The following is a 17,179-nucleotide window of genomic DNA, read 5'->3' on the forward strand; positions in this document are numbered from 1 at the left end:
CGCCATGTTACTTCATCGACATACATACTACGGCTTGATTCATCATGGAATCAAAACACTGTTACTTGATCGCTTAGGCCACTATACAGAAGAAGAGTATCATCAATATCTGAGCCTGATGACTGGTAAATCCACTTGCTTCACGATGTCTCTCGAAGAGCTAGAAGCAACGGTCGATAACTTACTACGGGAAGGCTATTTAGAAGATGTAAAAACGCTTATTTCCCAATATCAACGTGTGGCTTAAGGTTTAAAACTCTCAACTTTATTGCCGCCTCATCGCGGCAATTTTTATTCCTTCCATATGCTGTTTCGACATGGAAGAAGCTTGCGGGCTGTACGATATACTAAGCGTTACTATTCTTACCTTAACTTCCTCAGTATTCACATCTTGTCAGATTCCGTTAGACTGTCTTCAATTCAACAATTAGGTAGATTTTGCCATCATGAAGCAGATCCTAGACTTTATACCACTCATCGTTTTCTTCGCTTTATACAAGCTGTACGACATCTACGTGGCGACAGGTGCACTGATCGTAGCAACAGCCATTCAGCTTGTCGTCACCTATGCGCTGTATAAGAAAGTCGAAAAGATGCAGCTAATAACATTTGTTATCGTCACTATCTTCGGCGGCATGACCCTTTTCTTCCACGACGACAATTTTATAAAGTGGAAAGTCACCATCATTTACGCGATTCTGGCGATTGGCTTAGCAGTGAGCCACGCATTGGGAAAATCAGCCATCAAAGGTATGCTAGGCAAGGAAATTACGTTACCTGACGCTGTTTGGGCAAAGATTAACTGGGCTTGGGTTGGCTTCTTCTCATTCTTCGCTGGCCTAAACATTTATATTGCTTACGAATTGCCGTTGGATGTTTGGGTTAACTTCAAAGTATTTGGAATGTTGATCGCGACATTTGCCTACATGATTGCGACTGGCTTTTACATTTATAAACACATGCCAAAAGAACAAAAAAATAACTCATCCGATGTGTCCACTGATGATTAAAAACTCAGTTTTGCTATAATCCGCGACTTCACAGCGACCTTAGGGTCGCTGTTTTGCTCCATGTATCAGTAAACCGCTCAAACAACGTACCGTTTTCAGACCATTCTTGCTGCTGTAAACCAACTTTCTCTGGTCCGGTATCTGCGGTTTTTTAAGGACCTTTGGTTCTAGGTATTTACTATGTTGGCGCTTAGTTTGAGCGCCTTTAAGATTTAGGATGTCACAATGAGTCAAGAAATTAGCTCTCCGAAAGGTCAAATGCTGCTTCGTACCCTTGCAATGCCTGCAGATACAAACGCCAATGGCGATATTTTTGGCGGTTGGATAATGTCTCAGCTCGACTTAGCGGGCGCGATTCTGGCAAAAGAGATCTCTTGTGGTCGCGTTGTCACCGTTTCGGTATCAAGCATTACGTTCAAAAAACCTGTTGGTGTGGGCGATGTCGTATGCTGCTACGGCGAATGCACTAAGATCGGCCGCACATCCATGAGTGTCGATTTGGAAGTATGGGTCAAACCCGTCAAAGCTCACGGTGTTGGCGAACGCTTCATGGTTTGTGATGCGACCTTCAACTACGTAGCCATTGACAGTGAAGGTAAACCACGTCCGGTTCAGAATTAGTCAACCTACAACGCTAACAGTTAGAAAGGATCTCACATTTTCTGTTGTTCACTTGTGAGAGACACAAAAAAGGCGTTAAATTAACACTTTACCCTACCAATTAAGGAACTATGCTATGTGGTATGTCATCTTTTCACAGGACGTTGAGAACTCGTTGGAAAAACGCATGAGCGTTCGCCCACAACACTTGGATCGCTTACAAAAGCTACAAGACGAAGGTCGCCTTCTTACAGCTGGTCCGATGCCTGCGATAGATTCTGACAATCCTGGTGAAGCTGGATTTACGGGCTCAACTGTCATCGCTGAATTCGCCTCGCTAGAGGATGCTAAAGCGTGGGCAGAAGCCGATCCTTACGTAGCGGCTGGTGTTTACGATAATGTAATCGTGAAACCGTTCAAAAAAGTGTTTTAATTTATGAAAAAATTACTGTGTCTTTTCTTGGTATTTGGTGCTCTGGCTGGCTGCTCATCAACCGATGATAAGCAGCGCCAACTTGAGCTTATGGCATCAAACCGAGCAGGAGTCTTGTCAGCTGGTCTCCCTTTAGAGTACGGTCCACTGCAAATAATGCGTGTCTCATCCAACAAAAATGTTGTAGAGATGATGATGATTTATAACGATGGCGCCCTCGGTGCAAAGCCGTTAAATCAAGTACTGAATACCAGTATCTATACCTACTGCAGCAACCCAGAAGTTCGCAAGCAAATTGATATGGGCTTGATGTATCGTATTAAGGTACGTAATTCTCGCGGTCAGTTGATGGCAGATGAGTTGGTTTCAGCACAGACTTGTACTCAGGTGAAGTAGCTACAGTAATTTTTGTTGCTTTCGGCATGAGACGATGATTCGCTATTATTGGATAATCTGAAAACGAAAGTTAACAATTAAGAATAGAAAAACGGAGACCACAGTCTCCGTTTTTATTTGCTGTAACGACGTGTTACGCCAGCTCAGCACGGAGCTTCTTCGCCGCTGAAACCAGATTTGCCAATGCGGCTTCTGTCTCCTTCCAGTTTCGTGTTTTCAGACCACAATCTGGGTTTACCCACAAACGTTGAGCCGGAATTTTTTCTGCCGCTTTCTTGATTAAACCTTCAATCCATTCTTCCGTAGGAATGTTTGGTGAGTGAATGTCATAAACACCAGGGCCAATTTCGTTCGGGTAATTGAACTCTTCAAATGCTTTCAGCAACTCCATATTCGAGCGAGATGTTTCAATGGTAATGACGTCCGCATCGAGTGCCGCAACCGAATCAATGATTTCATTGAACTCGCTGTAACACATATGAGTGTGAATCTGAGTTTCTGGTTTTGCACTTGCCGCAGAGACCTTAAACGCATTTACGGCCCATTCTAAGTACGCTTTTTGATCGCGTTTTTTGAGTGGTAAACCTTCTCGAATGGCTGGCTCATCAATTTGAATGATATTGATGCCTGCATCTTGCAGGTCAGACACCTCATCACGCAGTGCCAAAGCAAGTTGCTGCGCAATTTCTTGACGTGTGATGTCTTCACGTGGGAACGTCCAACACAAAATCGTAACTGGTCCAGTCAACATGCCTTTCATCTGTTTGCTGGTTAGCGACTGGGCGTACGTCGACCATTCAACCGTGATCGGTTTTTCACGTTCAATGTCAGCAACTACAATGGCAGGTTTCACACAGCGAGAGCCATAACTCTGTACCCAACCAAATTTGGTCGTTTGAAAACCCGCCAAGTTCTCAGCGAAGTATTCCACCATGTCGTTACGCTCTGCTTCACCATGAACAAGCACATCTAGGTCGAGCGCCTCTTGACGTTTTACTGCGTCAGCAATATGTCCTTTAAGTGCTTGGATATATTCAGACTCAGATAATTGACCTGTACGATAAGCACTGCGCTGAACACGAATTTCACCCGTTTGAGGGAAAGAACCGATTGTCGTGGTTGGCAACAGAGGCAAGCCCAATACTTCAGCTTGATGCGCAGCACGCTCCGCGTAAGGTGCGCTGCGCTCGGCAAGTGACGCAGTAATACTGTTTAAACGTGCTTGAACTTGTGGCTTATTCACATGCGTTGCCGTTTTACGTGCTTTGATTGGCTGGCTGTAGGTATCACAAGCGAGAATCGCATCTTGATCACCATCGAGTGCGCGGCCAAGCAAGGCGACTTCTGTTACTTTTTGTTTTGCGAACGCAAACCAGCTTTTCACTTCCTCACTGAGTTCTGTTTCCTGTTCCAGATCAACCGGGCTATGTAGCAAAGAGCATGAGCTCGCAACCCAAAGGTTGTCGCCCAGTTTTTCTTTTACTGGCTGTAGACGTTCAAGTTGCGCACTCAAATCCGAGCGCCACACGTTACGACCGTTGACCACGCCAGCAGACAGCACCCACCCCTCCGGTAGTTTGGCAACCACGTCGTCAAGCTGCTGAGGCGCGGCAGATAAATCGATATGTAAACCATCCACTGGTAGCTTTACAATTTTGTCTAGCGTATCGCTTATAGAGTCAAAGTACGTCGTTAGCAGCACTTTTACATCGCTTCGAATCACTTGGTACGCTAGCTTGAACGCATCAGCCCATTTGCTTTCTAGCTCCAGTGACAAAATTGGCTCATCAATCTGAACCCACTCAACACCTTGACTTGCGAGCTTTGCCAAAATAGCTTGGTAAGCCGTAAGCAATCGTGGCAGTAGCGTCAGGCGATCGAACCCTTCTTCTACCTCTTTACCTAAGTAAAGATAACTGACTGGACCAAGCAAAACTGGCTTCACTTTATGCCCAGCTTGGGTTGCTTCGTTGACTTCTTCAAACAGTTGAGGCCAACTCACTTCAAATGTATCGTCCTTGCTAAATTCAGGTACGATGTAGTGGTAGTTTGTGTTGAACCATTTAGTCATATCCGATGCTGCAGCGCCCGCACAGCCGCAACCCGCTTGAGATTGACCGCGACCCACTTTGAATAGCGTATCCAAATCAGGGAAACCGTCTGCGTGACGTTTTGGCACGTGACCCAGTAACAACGTGGTCGTCAGTACATGATCGTACCAAGCAAAATCGCCAGCGGTGGTAAAACTCAAGCCAGCATCTGTTTGCGTTTGCCAGTTTTTAGCGCGCAGATCTGCTCCAACCTTTTTAAGCTCTGCTTGATCAATTTCTCCGCGCCAGTATTTTTCCTGAGCGAATTTTAATTCTCGTTTTTCACCGATGCGTGGATAACCTAATATGTGAGTCGTTGTCGCCATGTCCCTATTCCTTTCTCAATTTTGTTCAATTTGTTTGGATCAGAGCATCTTTCGGTAAAGAATAAGATGTCTGGATGGCTAAACTATCGCTCTCATCTGATATTAGAACAACGTCCATTTATTCAACTTGTTTATTAAAAAAATTCATCATGAAGCGACATGATTCGCAAATAAAAACAACAAATAGACGTCTAGACGTTTACATATCCATTTTTTGTCGTTAAGTTATTTACACGATTGCTATTCTGTTCATAGCGAGCAACAAAGGATGAAAGGAATTCATGATAGAGCTAAAACATTTGCGGACACTCACTTCGCTTCGAGACACTGGCTCTCTAACGGCAACAGCGACCGCTTTACATCTCACTCAGTCGGCACTGTCTCATCAGATCAAAGATTTGGAGGCGCGAATTGGAGGGCAACTGTTCCTGAGAAAGACTCGTCCGGTGAAGTTCACTTCAGAGGGAGAAATCCTATTGCGTCTTGCAGAAGATATCCTTCCGAAACTCGCAAGAGCAGAAAATGATTTAGCGAGCTTGAAAGAGGACGTCAATGGCCGATTACATATGGCCATTGAATGTCACTCTTGCTTCCAATGGCTAATGCCTGCACTTAGGGAGTACCAACTTGCTTGGCCTAGCGTAACATTGGACTTTTCCTCTGGTTTTGGCTTTGAACCACTCCCAGCTCTATTGGCAGGCGAACTCGATCTCGTTATTACTTCCGATATCCAACCTCGATCTGAAGTCCACTACGAGCCTCTATTCGACTTTGAAATGCGTTTAATTACCGCAACCAACCACCCATTGGCGGAAAAAGAAATTATTGATCCGCAAGATCTCGCAGATCAAACCATGCTCTCTTATCCGGTTCAAAAACAAAGGCTAGACGTCGTAAAGCACTTTCTTCAGCCAGCAGGAATAGAACCTGCGAAATGGAAGCAAGCCGACAACACTCTCATGTTAGTTCAGATGGTCTCTGCTGGATTAGGGGTGGCGGCACTACCCAATTGGGCGATTTCTGAATTTTCTCGCCAAGGTCTTATTACCAGTAAACCTTTCGGCCAAGGCTTATGGCGTCGCTTGTTTGCTGCAACGCGTCATTCAGAGAAAGAAAAGCGTTACTTACAAGCTTTTTTCGCAACCGCGAGGCTACAATGTAAAAGCCACCTTGACGGAATCAAGGTGGCTTAAAAGATTTGGGTTATGAAAGGCTTAGCGTTGATATGCTTTAAATTGGTTAGTCAATGGATCGTACTGATAACCGAGCATATCAAGCTTGCCGACTACAGACTCTACATCCATCTCATACACTGATACTAACTCGTCAAAACTGTCGCACTCTAAACGTAGCTTTTCGTTGACGATACCTAGCAAAATAGTGCTGTCCAGATTACCTACATTGCTTAAATCCATCGCGACTCTCCTCTTCGACAAGGTATATAAACAAGCGTAGTAGTAATCACGCGAATTTAAAGTGAGTGCGATCTAAAACGTGATCACCTTATACCCAAGCACCAAGAAAGCACTTGGATATAAGCTGTCTAGCTTTGTCTTTAGAATAGAGGTTAAGCCGCGAGAGAGAATAAACCTTGCAGGCTCGTCATCGACGCGAGTGCTAGAAACAAGGCAACGCTCAGTTGCACCTTTTCTGGTTTCTTATGCGTAAAAATATGCCAACACCACACAATAATTGAAGAAATTAGCATAGCTAAAGACAGCAAGATCGGCTGTGTCGCAGCGTTTAGTGTGGCTTCATTTAACTGGTAAGAAGCAAACAACGTTGCGATGACTAATAGCATTCCAGACACAATGCCCGTAACTGGTAAAATACGGTGAAATGCCTGTAATCTGCTGCGAGCTATCGTAAGCAGCAATTGAGAAAATGACGCCCCAAGGAAAAATATCATTAGCGCCATCGCTATCGATGCTGGCCAGCTTGATTGCTCAAATACTTGAATACTCACATACGCAAAGGCCAAACCATTCGCTAAATGCATCGCCCATAGTGGCCCTTTTTCACGCGTTTTCTTGGTTTGAACCTGAGAATAGAAGTAGAAAATAGCAAACACGATCATAAATGCTTCAATGCGAAGTGACGCAACAGCGAGCCACAATACAGCTACTGCAGGCAACATTTTATGAAGACGTCCTCGCTGACCAGGACAAATATCGCCCTTGATTAGAAGCAAAGTTAGTAGCGCTTGTGCGCCAAATAGCATCGGAGGGAAAGTAACCAGCAATTGTTGAATCATGTTGAATGCACGCTCAAAAGTCATTTTGGGGGGCGATAATATCAAATCAACTATCGCCAAACCACCGAAAGTCGGCCCCAAAATGAGCTAAAACGGTAAGACAATTTTATTCACAGAGAAGCAAGATACTTCAACGCGTCTTCCTGCGTTAAAACTCCACGGTACTCTTCTTTGGTATTACACAGTACCCAAGGGAAACGAATCCCGGTTTTAACCAACTCTCGAATAACAGAGACAGGTAAATCCTCATCAACCAACACAAATTCGGTGCTCATTATCTGATTAACAGGACGTTTCCAAATTCGGCTTTCTCGTTCAGTTTCTCGCTCTGTTCCCATCGAAGGCGTTAGGTGTAAATTCACCGTCTCTTTCGTAATTAACCCAACACAACGATTTTCATTGAGAACAACTAAAGGCGAGCTTGGATTCAAATTCATGTACTCCACTGCCAAGGAGAGCGGTTCTCCAGGGTCCATAGACCTGACTTGTTCATGGCTCACAGATTGCAACACATCACTTTGCTTAGACTCAACCGCGATGTCAGAGAACAGATGCTCATAACTGTCCGCTTTATCCATCAAATCGACAGGCACGGCAGCAGAAAATAGAAAGCCCTGCATGTAATCGACACCGATTTCTGCCAATACTTGAAGTTCTTGCTTAGATTCCACGCCTTCAGCAACCACTTTTACATTCATTTGCTGTGAAAGCTCGGTGACCATTTTCACAATGTTATAGCTGGTGCTCCCTTTATGAATGTTCTTAACGAATTTTCGGTCTATTTTCAGTAAATCAAACTGCCCTTTTTCTAGATAAGAAAAAGAAGAATACCCAGTACCGAAGTCATCAATCGCGATCTCAATGCCCTCTTTCCGCACTTCCTCTAGAGCTCGAGTATGCTCCTCATCTTGTTCAAAATACGCGGTTTCTGTTAGCTCGATAGTTACTCGCTTAGGGTCTACACCACTGGCTTTAATCAAATCATGCGACCGCTGAAGGATCTGAAGAGAATCCAATTTCGTATTGAGGGAGCGATTGATGGTCACGCCCACTTCCTCGCCATAAATTTCTTGTAAGCGCGGAAAGTGCTTCAACGCAGCTTGGCAGACCACATCATCAAGTGCCGCTATGAGTTCTAGATCTTCAATAATAGCGATCATCTTTTGCGTACAATACGCATCATTTTCATCATAGAAGCGTGCGAGAGCCTCGAACTTAACCACGCTTCCGGTTTGAACGTCGATAATCGGTTGAAAGTAAACGTCCACTAGCCCACTCTCTATTTGCGCCTCCAAAAACGCCTCGAGATGTTGGCGCTTCACTAATTCAGAGTGAAGTTCACTGTCGTAAAAGTTGAAATAGCTGCCTTCACCGGAAATAGAGGACAACATTGCTTGCGCTGCATGTGCTAGCGCTTGTCTTGGTCGGTTCGTATCATAGCCAAGGATTGACACACCAGTTTGGCCTTTAACGATAGTGGCATGCATTTTTGTGCCCATTTCATTTCTAAGCTCATTAAAGAACCCTTTCATGGCAATTTGGATCAAACGAACCGGGCTCAACCATTGACAATGAGGGGTCTGCAAGCATACGACAAACACATCCCGAGATAACTGCCCCGCAATACTGGTGTAGCGACTTCGCATAATAAAATCTGCAAAACCTAATTGCTGTTCAAGCAAGTATCTCTCCGAAAACTTGGGTCTTAGTGTCATAACAATGTTGAGTTCTTTATTTCTGCTTTCATTCGCTAAGGTAGCTAATTGGAGTTCAAATTCTTTCCTCGTCGGTAAAAAGGCAGCCCAATCATGCTGTTGTTCACAACGATTTTTCATCCACAACAACGAAGCAGAAATATCCGTAGAAAATCCGAGATAAAGAATTCGTCCAGAGTGAAACGTAAGTCGGTAAATACAAAGATGATGAGCTTGGTTGCTACCGTTTGCTGTTTTGCTCAGCAAGTTACCACACCAACATCCTTCATCATTAATTTGCTGCCACAGCTGATCATAAAACGCTTGGCTATGGTGAGAGGTACTGAATATATGAGTTTTAAGCCCAACCAGATCTCGGTTTTGATAGCCCATTTGTAACTCAAAGGCGCGGTTACAACCTAAAATGCGCGTATCTTCATCGGCAACTAAAACGCCTACATTTGGCAAATCAAAAATCGTTTCGAGAATTTTCGCTAACTCCTCGCAACCAGTGATTGTTAATTGTGGAATGATAGTGCCTTGGATAATGCGCTTATTGAGCCTTTCAAAACTAATAGTAACGTGCACTAAGTTAACGTTTTTTAGCATCATGCAACAAGAAAACCGCCCCCGTCCGCCAAAGAGTTCCACTTCTAGAATTCGTTGTTTTAGCGTTTCTTGTTGCCCCATCAGCATATGATCAAACAAGTTATTTAGGCTGGTTACTGGCGTACTTATCCCAAATGCCTTTGCCATTCCTTGCTGATCACATTCGAACTCGCGAGTATCAATATCGTAAGACCACTCTATAACAGGAGTTAGACTGGAAGTCGTTTGCATTTTTGGATGCACTGTTGTCGTAGATTCACTCATACCCTAGCCCCTTTTTTTGTAATTAGCCCAAGGCTCAAAATTCACAGTCAATTCGCGACATTCCAGTTGGGACCTGCCGATCCTCTTTATAGATGGATTGTGTCAACGATAAGCCTATCGACTTAGAACTATTTCCAGAGCAGCTCAGCCTTTTGTATTTAATATGCACCAATTTGATTATAGGCTTTACCCCATATAAGCACACCATTGCTTATGCTTTGTATTAAGATTGCGACATTTTTCATGAACCGATCTATAACCATGAGGCTTTCAAGGTGAAATTAGACAGAAAATCGCCGATAGAGCATTGATATTTTTACAAACCAAATAAAACTCGATGAACTAAGCTTGAATAGATGAGTTTGTTATAGATACCTGATAATCAAATCGCTATAATTCGCGCTCCCTGGAACAGAGAGCAAAATATGACCAATAACATCACTCCTATTCATGAGTACAAAAAATACTGGGCAGAGTGTTTTGGTACGGCACCTTTCTTGCCGACCAGTCGCAAAGAAATGGATGCCCTAGGATGGGATAGCTGTGACATTATCATTGTAACCGGTGACGCTTATGTGGATCACCCAAGCTTTGGTATGGCTATCATTGGCCGCCTGCTAGAAGCACAAGGTTTCCGTGTCGGTATCATTGCTCAACCAGAATGGCAAAATAAAGATGCGTTCATGCAACTTGGTAAGCCAAATCTGTTCTTCGGGATCACTGCGGGTAACATGGACTCCATGATCAACCGTTACACCGCGGATAAAAAGCTTCGTCACGATGACGCGTACACACCGAATAACGAAGGTGGTAAACGCCCAGACCGAGCAACGTTGGTTTACTCTCAACGTTGTCGTGAGGCATACAAAGAAGTACCTATTGTTTTAGGTGGTATCGAAGCTAGCCTACGCCGTGTTGCACACTACGATTACTGGTCAGATAAAGTTCGCCGTTCTGTACTGTTTGATGCAAAAGCAGACATCCTACTTTTTGGTAACGCAGAGCGCGCACTTGTCGAAGTAGCACATCGCATCGCAAACGGCGAAGACATCAGCACCATGACCAATATTCGTGGTACTGCCGTGAACTTGCCAGCTGCACCAGAAGGCTACACGGTTATTGATTCTTCTCGCATTGAAAAACCTCGTAAAGAAGCGTTCGTACCAAAGAACCCATACGAAGTAGAAACTCAGTGTGAAACTAAAAAAGACGAGCCAGTTGCACAACCAATCACAATTCGCCCATCACGCCACGATGCTGCGACGACTGCGGTCCGTTTACCTTCGTTTGAAAAGCTAAGAAACGATCGCATTCTTTATGCGCATGCAAGCCGTGTACTGCATTTAGAAACGAACCCGTACTCTGGTCGAGCGTTACTTCAAAGCCATGGTGATCGTGAACTTTGGGTAAACCAAGCTCCAATTCCATTGACGACCGAAGAGATGGACTTTGTGTTTGGCCTGCCTTACGCGCGTGTTCCTCATCCTATGTACGGCAAAGCAAAAATTCCTGCGTACGACATGATCAAGACGTCTGTGAACATCATGCGTGGTTGCTTTGGTGGCTGTTCTTTCTGTTCGATTACCGAGCATGAAGGTCGAATCATTCAAAACCGTTCGAAAGAGTCTATCATCAACGAGATTGAAGAAATTCGCGACAAAGTTCCAGGCTTTACCGGCACAATTTCCGATCTTGGTGGCCCGACTGCAAACATGTACCGCCTGGGCTGTAAAGATCCAAAAGCGGAAGCGAACTGTCGTCGTCCTTCTTGTGTATTCCCGGGCATCTGTAACAAGCTAAACACAGACCACAAACACACGATCGATTTATACCGCGAAGCGCGTAAAGTTGAAGGCGTGAAGAAAGTGATGGTTGCATCTGGCGTACGTTACGACCTTGCGATTGAATCACCAGAATACGTGAAAGAGCTCGTGACTCACCACGTAGGCGGTTACTTGAAGATTGCACCGGAACATACAGAGAAAGGTCCTCTTGATCTGATGATGAAGCCAGGCATGGGTACGTACGATCGCTTTAAAGAGATGTTCGAGAAATACAGTGCAGAAGCAGGCAAGAAGCAGTACTTAATCCCTTATTTTATCTCTGCGCACCCAGGCACAGAAGACGAAGACATGCTGAACCTTGCTCTGTGGCTGAAAAAGAACAACTTCGAATGTGATCAAGTACAAAACTTCTACCCTTCGCCAATGTGTAACGCAACGTCGATGTACTACTCAGAGACAAACCCTCTGAAACGCGTGAAGTACAAAAAACGTGAAGATGTACCTGTAGCAAAAGGTGAACGTCAACGTCGCCTGCATAAAGCGCTGTTGCGTTATCACGATCCAGCAAACTGGCCAATGATCCGTGAAGCCCTAATCAGTATGGGTAAAAAACATTTGATTGGTGACAAACAAGGCTGTCTCGTTCCTGCAGAAGACATTGAAGCACAAACACCTGCGCAACGTCGTAAATCTGGTCGTCACGGGGCAAACCGCTTTGCAACCAAACATACCAAAAACCAACCAGGCTTCGGTGGTCATTTGAACAAACGTTCTGAAGGCGGTTCAAAAGATGGTAAACCATCTGGCAACCGTAACGGTTCGGGTAAAGCTACAGGTGGTCAACGCCCTGCAAGCAACGGCCAACGTCCTAGCGGCAACGGTGCAAACCGCCCGGCAGGTAGCAAGCCGCAAGGCCAAGGTCGCCCACAAGGACAAGGCAAACCAGCTGGTCAACGTAAACCAAAGCGTCGCTAACTCTTTAGCACTTAAATACTAGAAAGGGCTCCAGAGGTAACTCTGGAGCCCTTTTGTTTTGTCGGCTCATTGAGGCATCACTCACAACTCAAACTTTGATTCAATCAATACAAAAAATGGTAAACACCAACCAACTTATTGGAAAAACAAACAATTATTTGATTGACGCAAAACCATAAAAAACTAACTCATTGATTTTTAATAGCTTTATTTTGGTGCGATATTTGCGTAACAGAGTAAAACTCTTAAACATGGGCTAACGATGAATCATCCACTTCCCCCAAAAACTTCTATGTTCTGGTATGACAACAGCTATACCTATGAGGAGGCCGTTCAGGCATTTGAAAGCGATGGTACACTGAAATCGCTGAATATCGTTCCAACCACGGAATCCGATGATCTTGCTGGCTCACCCCCAGAGCGCAGTATGTTTTGGGAGGGAGAAACAAAAAAAATCGATCCGCCACCGCCGTCTGAACCAGAGCCTCTCAATTTAAAAACTGAGAAGGAAGCAACGGAAGCATCACCTGCGCACTTTATCCCAGTCCGCTATGCCATCGATCAGCTAGAAACAGAAGAGACACAACCTTTTGGTTTGCCTGAAGAATGGAAAGGCCAAGGCCCAGCCAAACTCAATACCGTTGGTTACACCCTGCGTCAACTGCGCGACGGTTGGCTGTATGTCTATGATGCAATCAACAAAAGCTTAGACGAATACGAAATCAAAGGAACGCAATTCACGCTCTATAAGTTGGGAGAATCAGAAAGCCCAAAATCAGAGCAGCGTGGGACACCACAAGATGCAAAGCCCTTCCTTACTTACGTCAACGGAAGCGTACTATCGATTTGCTTCTCTGAGCACCGGTGGACATGGCACACGTTCATGCGCGTACTTAACAATCCGAGTAATCATATCGATCGCATGCAAACCATTGTTCTGTCCTCAAACGAGAATCAGCACAACATTGCACCAATAGATAAGTTAACCCAAGTCGCTGATATTGAATCTTCTGCCGTCGATGATGGTCGCTTTGCGGATTCTGGCATCGCCACCAAAGCAGATGAAGATGGTTCTGTCTTTAAACCTGTCGCAGTCGAAAGCGATTTAACCTCTGCGATTCCAGAAGAAGAATCAGGCTACTTCGTCGCGATAAAAGATTACGCCGCAGACATTCAAGATATGTCACTGCATTTTGTTGGTGCCGCAAGCCCTTACCGCCTTTTCACTGACCAGTTTTCAAACCAGTGGAACTTGATGCAGACCGCCATGCAACTGTGTATGTTTGGTGCAAGTGACGAGATAGACATGCCAGCTAGCGTTAAGCGTAACGGCGAAGAGCTGTCGTTTTATACCGACATGGCTGACTATTATGACTCCTCTCACCAACTTGATTTGGCAGAGCAGAACAAAAGCTCAGTTCAGTCCGGCTATCCTGCTAAATTTTCCGCTGGAGCGATTGAATCACACCAACATACCCAAAGTGACATTGCTAAAGCGATACAGGACAAATATCGAATTTCTGCGAGCCGTTTTGGTAAATACGAACAATGGATAGCGACTGAACGCTGGCGTCAGCAGCTCAACTGGAAGCAAATGCTGAGCGAGATGCAAGAGCTGTCAGAACAAAAAGAAACCATGCTAGCCCAAGTGGTTTCGGTCAAACGCGACTTTATTGCTGTAATGGAATCTTTGACACCTCATCATCTTGAGAGAATCTTCGACCTATACAGCGAAGACACGCAGTACAGCTTGTATCAACTGCACAAGCAAGCCGTTGAGTCATTTACTCTGGTGATGCAAGAAGAAGACCGCCAATGGGCTGAAAGCCAATGGGAAAGACCAACCAGTTTACTTGCTCTCTATGCCTCTGGGTTTAGTCGTAGTTTATTTAAAGTGATGGAGAAGAATATTACAGAGGCACTTGATGAACAGTCGATCGTCTCAGAAAATCCTGATCCTGATAATCAGTTGATGGACCAGATATCTGATACCAGCAACCGCGTGAATATGTACTCTAAGATCATGGACTTTGTTTCCAACCCAAACACTGCGGAAACAGCCTTTCTCAAAGATATCGCCAAAGGTTTCCAAGAGCTGGATATTATTTTTAAATCTGCAATAGGTGCGCTTGCAAAAGGCGTTGTAGAGTTTGGTGTTAGCATGACCTCACAAGTATCAATTTCGCTGATGCCTGTTTTCGCTAAACCTCTGAACCGTCATAGCTATTATTTATTTGCCGTTATTGCAGAACATATGGCACACAATATGCCCGTAACAATAAAAGAAGGTTACGCTCACGATTTTAAAAAATGGAAAACACGCGTAAATGATTATCTGATTAAGCTCGAAAAAAACGATGCAATCATTGCTGACTTCCAGAAAAATAACCGCAAAGCTGACTCTAAATACACAACAGCTTTAGAAAATAGAAAGACTATTAAGAAGGCTCTCGCTGTAGCTACATTGGAGTACCCGCAGTACATTGAGTTACCTGATGATCTACCTCAAAGAACCATCGAGCTTAGAACGCGGATCGTGATGAATAAGCTCAATGATTTGAATAAACTGTTCGAGAATGCCGGTGGTCTAGGCTTTCTGGCATTAGTATTTAACTGCATCGCGCTTGGTGATGCCATGAGCAGTATCCAAGACACAGGGTTAACATCCTCAGATGAATTTTTGGATATCCAACAAAAGCTTTTTTATACAGCTAACGCTTGGACGGGGATTCGTACGGGTAAATTATGGGAGAATGTGAAGGGTGATCCCAAATTAAGAGCTCATTCATACAAAGTCTTAAAAGAGTTAGTGAATCAAAATGTCGAAGGTTTTGAAAACTTGATCCTTGATGACTTAAAGGTATTCCATAAATGGCTCGCAATCACAGGGGCTTTAGGAGCGCTAGCTTCAGGTATTGAGGCTTACCGTTCTTGGCAGAGTATCGATAACGTTTATGGCCTCGAAAGCAAATTATATTTAGCAAATACCGTAACACTTGGTTTAACTGGTGCGATTGGTGCGTTTCAGTTCTTAGGAGCCTCTACTGGTACTTTTTCGACTAACTTGCTTTTTGGTGGCCCGGTAACGGCAGCTTTAGTTATTCTTACAGTTACATACTTAGCCATCAATTATAAGTTGAATAAACTGAAACAAGATGATTTCCAAAAATGGTTAGATAAACTGCCTTGGGGTTATCACCCAGCTCGCACTCAGTGGAGCCAATCTTCGAGCTTGCCCGAGAGAGAGAAGCATAATTCAGCATTGGTGCAGCAAGCGCTGTTTGACTTACAATCTATTATTCAACAGCCTACGGTATACCATCAACCTGTTGAAAAAATACAGGCCTACCCAGGTTACACACATCGTGAGTTAATCGGTTTGGAAGTGCATATTCAACTGCCACGGCGCGCTGCAACGAATGGTATTACATTGAGTACCAACACCAAGGCAACAAAAGATGATTTGATGTCAGGCTCGTGGCATCAAAACGCAGATTTAGTCACGCTACAAACTCAAGACCAAACTAGCGCCGAATTGGTTGTGTACAAGGTAACATTGCCAATTAAAGAAGCAGACCATTACCTTGCCATGCAAGTGGAGTACGATGCAGAAGATGATGCGCCATCAAAGCGTGAGTATTGGTTCCAAAATAGCGTAAAACAGAGTGCAACTTATCGCTTGATTTCAGACAATACCAAACAAAACATCATTAAAAAATCACTTACCCCCGCTGTTGGCACATTAGGTTTTAAGGAGTAACCCTTGGCATATTCACCATTTTACATCACCCCAGAAGAGTTGGCAGTTTATCAAGAGGCACAAGAGCAAGAAATACTCGCAGGCGATAACGTCAGAACATGGCATAAGTATGATGTAGAGGAACCATTTCGCTATTACTTTAAACTTTTTGCGCTTCCATTTGTGATCGCCCCATTCCTATTAACTTTGTTTATACACACGAGTGACACGGTTGACGTAACTATTTTTTCTTTTATTTTGTCGGTGATGGTGTCTGGAGCCTTTTACCTTACGATTGGCCTCGACTATCGCTATGACTATATTTTTTCTGACAAAGGCTTTGTGATGAAGAAACGTCGCAACATGCCTAACTGGGTGAATACCGCCACGCAAGCCGTTGGCTGGATAGGTGCTGTGGTGTGTGTGGTGATGGTTGCGGTGGTTGGCCCGATGGCGTTAGCAGGCGCTGGTGCTTTTATATTAGTCTCCTTTAAAATGCTTAAACGTCAGCCTGATGAACCAACAGAAGTGAGGGTCGGAGAACGTGAAGACTGGCTCTTTGCTGATTATAATAAGAAAAGGAAAGTAATTAAGTTCTTTTTTAAGTATGACAGGTGCGAATACCAAGATACTGCTCAGGAGATTACTTTTCGCTCACAGGGACGATTTTATTGTTACATTTTCTTTAAAAATGAAGCGGAATTAGAATCCATGGTCACGCAACTGTCAGAGGTCTACAAACTGGATTGTAAAGAGGTCAATGATCATAAAAAGCTGTTTGAAGCGAAGCCTGAACCTAGACTTTTTACGACTCCCGCTTATTATCGAGAATACCCTACCAATGAAGTGTTTGATTTAAGGGATGCGAAAGCGCCACTCCCAGAGTGTAAGTATCTTTACAACGGCAAGTGGCAAACCGAGTTTGAAATCGAACAATCAAAATCTGAACTAACGGCAGCCAAGGTATAAACCTTGGCTTGTTTACCTTTTTACATCCCCCCCATG

Annotated in this window: 13 protein-coding genes; 9 read left to right on the top strand and 4 right to left on the bottom strand. The window is 44.3% G+C overall.

The genetic code is table 11. From position 1 onward, the window contains the following. Nucleotides 1–4: 4 nt before the first annotated feature. The 5 genes from MTF70_RS00125 (at nucleotide 5) to MTF70_RS00145 (ending at nucleotide 2,439) form a co-directional block, all read left to right on the top strand. On the top strand, nucleotides 5–247 hold the full coding sequence (locus tag MTF70_RS00125; RefSeq protein ID WP_005376770.1) for a hypothetical protein: 243 nt from the start codon (nucleotides 5–7) through the stop codon (nucleotides 245–247). A 199-nt stretch (nucleotides 248–446) separates the two neighbouring features. Continuing rightward, entirely contained in the window at nucleotides 447–1,010 is a 564-nt protein-coding gene (locus MTF70_RS00130) for a septation protein A (protein WP_005376769.1), read from the top strand. 225 nt (nucleotides 1,011–1,235) lie between these two features. After that, nucleotides 1,236–1,631, top strand: coding sequence for an acyl-CoA thioester hydrolase YciA (gene yciA, locus MTF70_RS00135; RefSeq protein ID WP_005376768.1), 396 nt, complete (start codon nucleotides 1,236–1,238; stop codon nucleotides 1,629–1,631). Between the two features lie 115 nt (nucleotides 1,632–1,746). After that, nucleotides 1,747–2,043: a YciI family protein gene (locus MTF70_RS00140; protein ID WP_005376766.1), complete on the top strand. Its 297-nt coding sequence runs from the start codon at nucleotides 1,747–1,749 to the stop codon at nucleotides 2,041–2,043. Between the two features lie 3 nt (nucleotides 2,044–2,046). After that, nucleotides 2,047–2,439, top strand: coding sequence for a GspS/AspS pilotin family protein (locus MTF70_RS00145; protein ID WP_005376765.1), 393 nt, complete (start codon nucleotides 2,047–2,049; stop codon nucleotides 2,437–2,439). A gap of 133 nt (nucleotides 2,440–2,572) precedes the next feature. Here MTF70_RS00145 and metE read toward each other — a convergent pair whose 3' ends face one another. Further along, entirely contained in the window at nucleotides 2,573–4,855 is a 2,283-nt protein-coding gene (metE, locus tag MTF70_RS00150) for a 5-methyltetrahydropteroyltriglutamate--homocysteine S-methyltransferase (protein WP_047103313.1), read from the bottom strand. Between the two features lie 281 nt (nucleotides 4,856–5,136). Between metE and metR the strand changes: the two genes are divergently transcribed. After that, nucleotides 5,137–6,048, top strand: coding sequence for an HTH-type transcriptional regulator MetR (gene metR, locus MTF70_RS00155; protein WP_005376763.1), 912 nt, complete (start codon nucleotides 5,137–5,139; stop codon nucleotides 6,046–6,048). Nucleotides 6,049–6,069: 21 nt separating this feature from the next. Here the strand turns inward: metR and MTF70_RS00160 are convergent, their stop codons facing one another. The 3 genes from MTF70_RS00160 to MTF70_RS00170 form a co-directional block, all read right to left on the bottom strand. After that, the gene (locus MTF70_RS00160; protein WP_005376762.1) at nucleotides 6,070–6,270 is read right to left on the bottom strand and encodes a DUF4250 domain-containing protein; all 201 of its coding nucleotides are present in this window, start codon (nucleotides 6,268–6,270) and stop codon (nucleotides 6,070–6,072) included. A 152-nt stretch (nucleotides 6,271–6,422) separates the two neighbouring features. Next, nucleotides 6,423–7,133 (bottom strand): hypothetical protein, encoded by a 711-nt coding sequence (locus MTF70_RS00165; protein ID WP_005376761.1) that lies wholly within the window; start codon nucleotides 7,131–7,133, stop codon nucleotides 6,423–6,425. Between the two features lie 86 nt (nucleotides 7,134–7,219). Then, nucleotides 7,220–9,676, bottom strand: a complete 2,457-nt coding sequence (locus tag MTF70_RS00170) for an EAL domain-containing protein (protein WP_213986763.1) — start codon at nucleotides 9,674–9,676, stop codon at nucleotides 7,220–7,222. A gap of 425 nt (nucleotides 9,677–10,101) precedes the next feature. Here MTF70_RS00170 and MTF70_RS00175 point away from each other — a divergent pair, with 425 nt between their 5' ends. The 3 genes from MTF70_RS00175 to MTF70_RS00185 all read left to right on the top strand — a co-directional run bounded on the left by MTF70_RS00175 (nucleotide 10,102) and on the right by MTF70_RS00185 (nucleotide 17,143). After that, nucleotides 10,102–12,435 (top strand): YgiQ family radical SAM protein, encoded by a 2,334-nt coding sequence (locus MTF70_RS00175; protein ID WP_205461175.1) that lies wholly within the window; start codon nucleotides 10,102–10,104, stop codon nucleotides 12,433–12,435. Nucleotides 12,436–12,697: 262 nt separating this feature from the next. Further along, nucleotides 12,698–16,195, top strand: a complete 3,498-nt coding sequence (locus MTF70_RS00180) for a T6SS effector BTH_I2691 family protein (protein WP_205461174.1) — start codon at nucleotides 12,698–12,700, stop codon at nucleotides 16,193–16,195. A 3-nt stretch (nucleotides 16,196–16,198) separates the two neighbouring features. Then, the gene (locus MTF70_RS00185; protein ID WP_025767254.1) at nucleotides 16,199–17,143 is read left to right on the top strand and encodes a hypothetical protein; all 945 of its coding nucleotides are present in this window, start codon (nucleotides 16,199–16,201) and stop codon (nucleotides 17,141–17,143) included. Nucleotides 17,144–17,179: the final 36 nt, after the last annotated feature.

Origin of the sequence: Vibrio sp. 2CM40D, from assembly GCF_023161825.1 — a bacterium.
GTDB lineage: Bacteria > Pseudomonadota > Gammaproteobacteria > Enterobacterales > Vibrionaceae > Vibrio > Vibrio alginolyticus.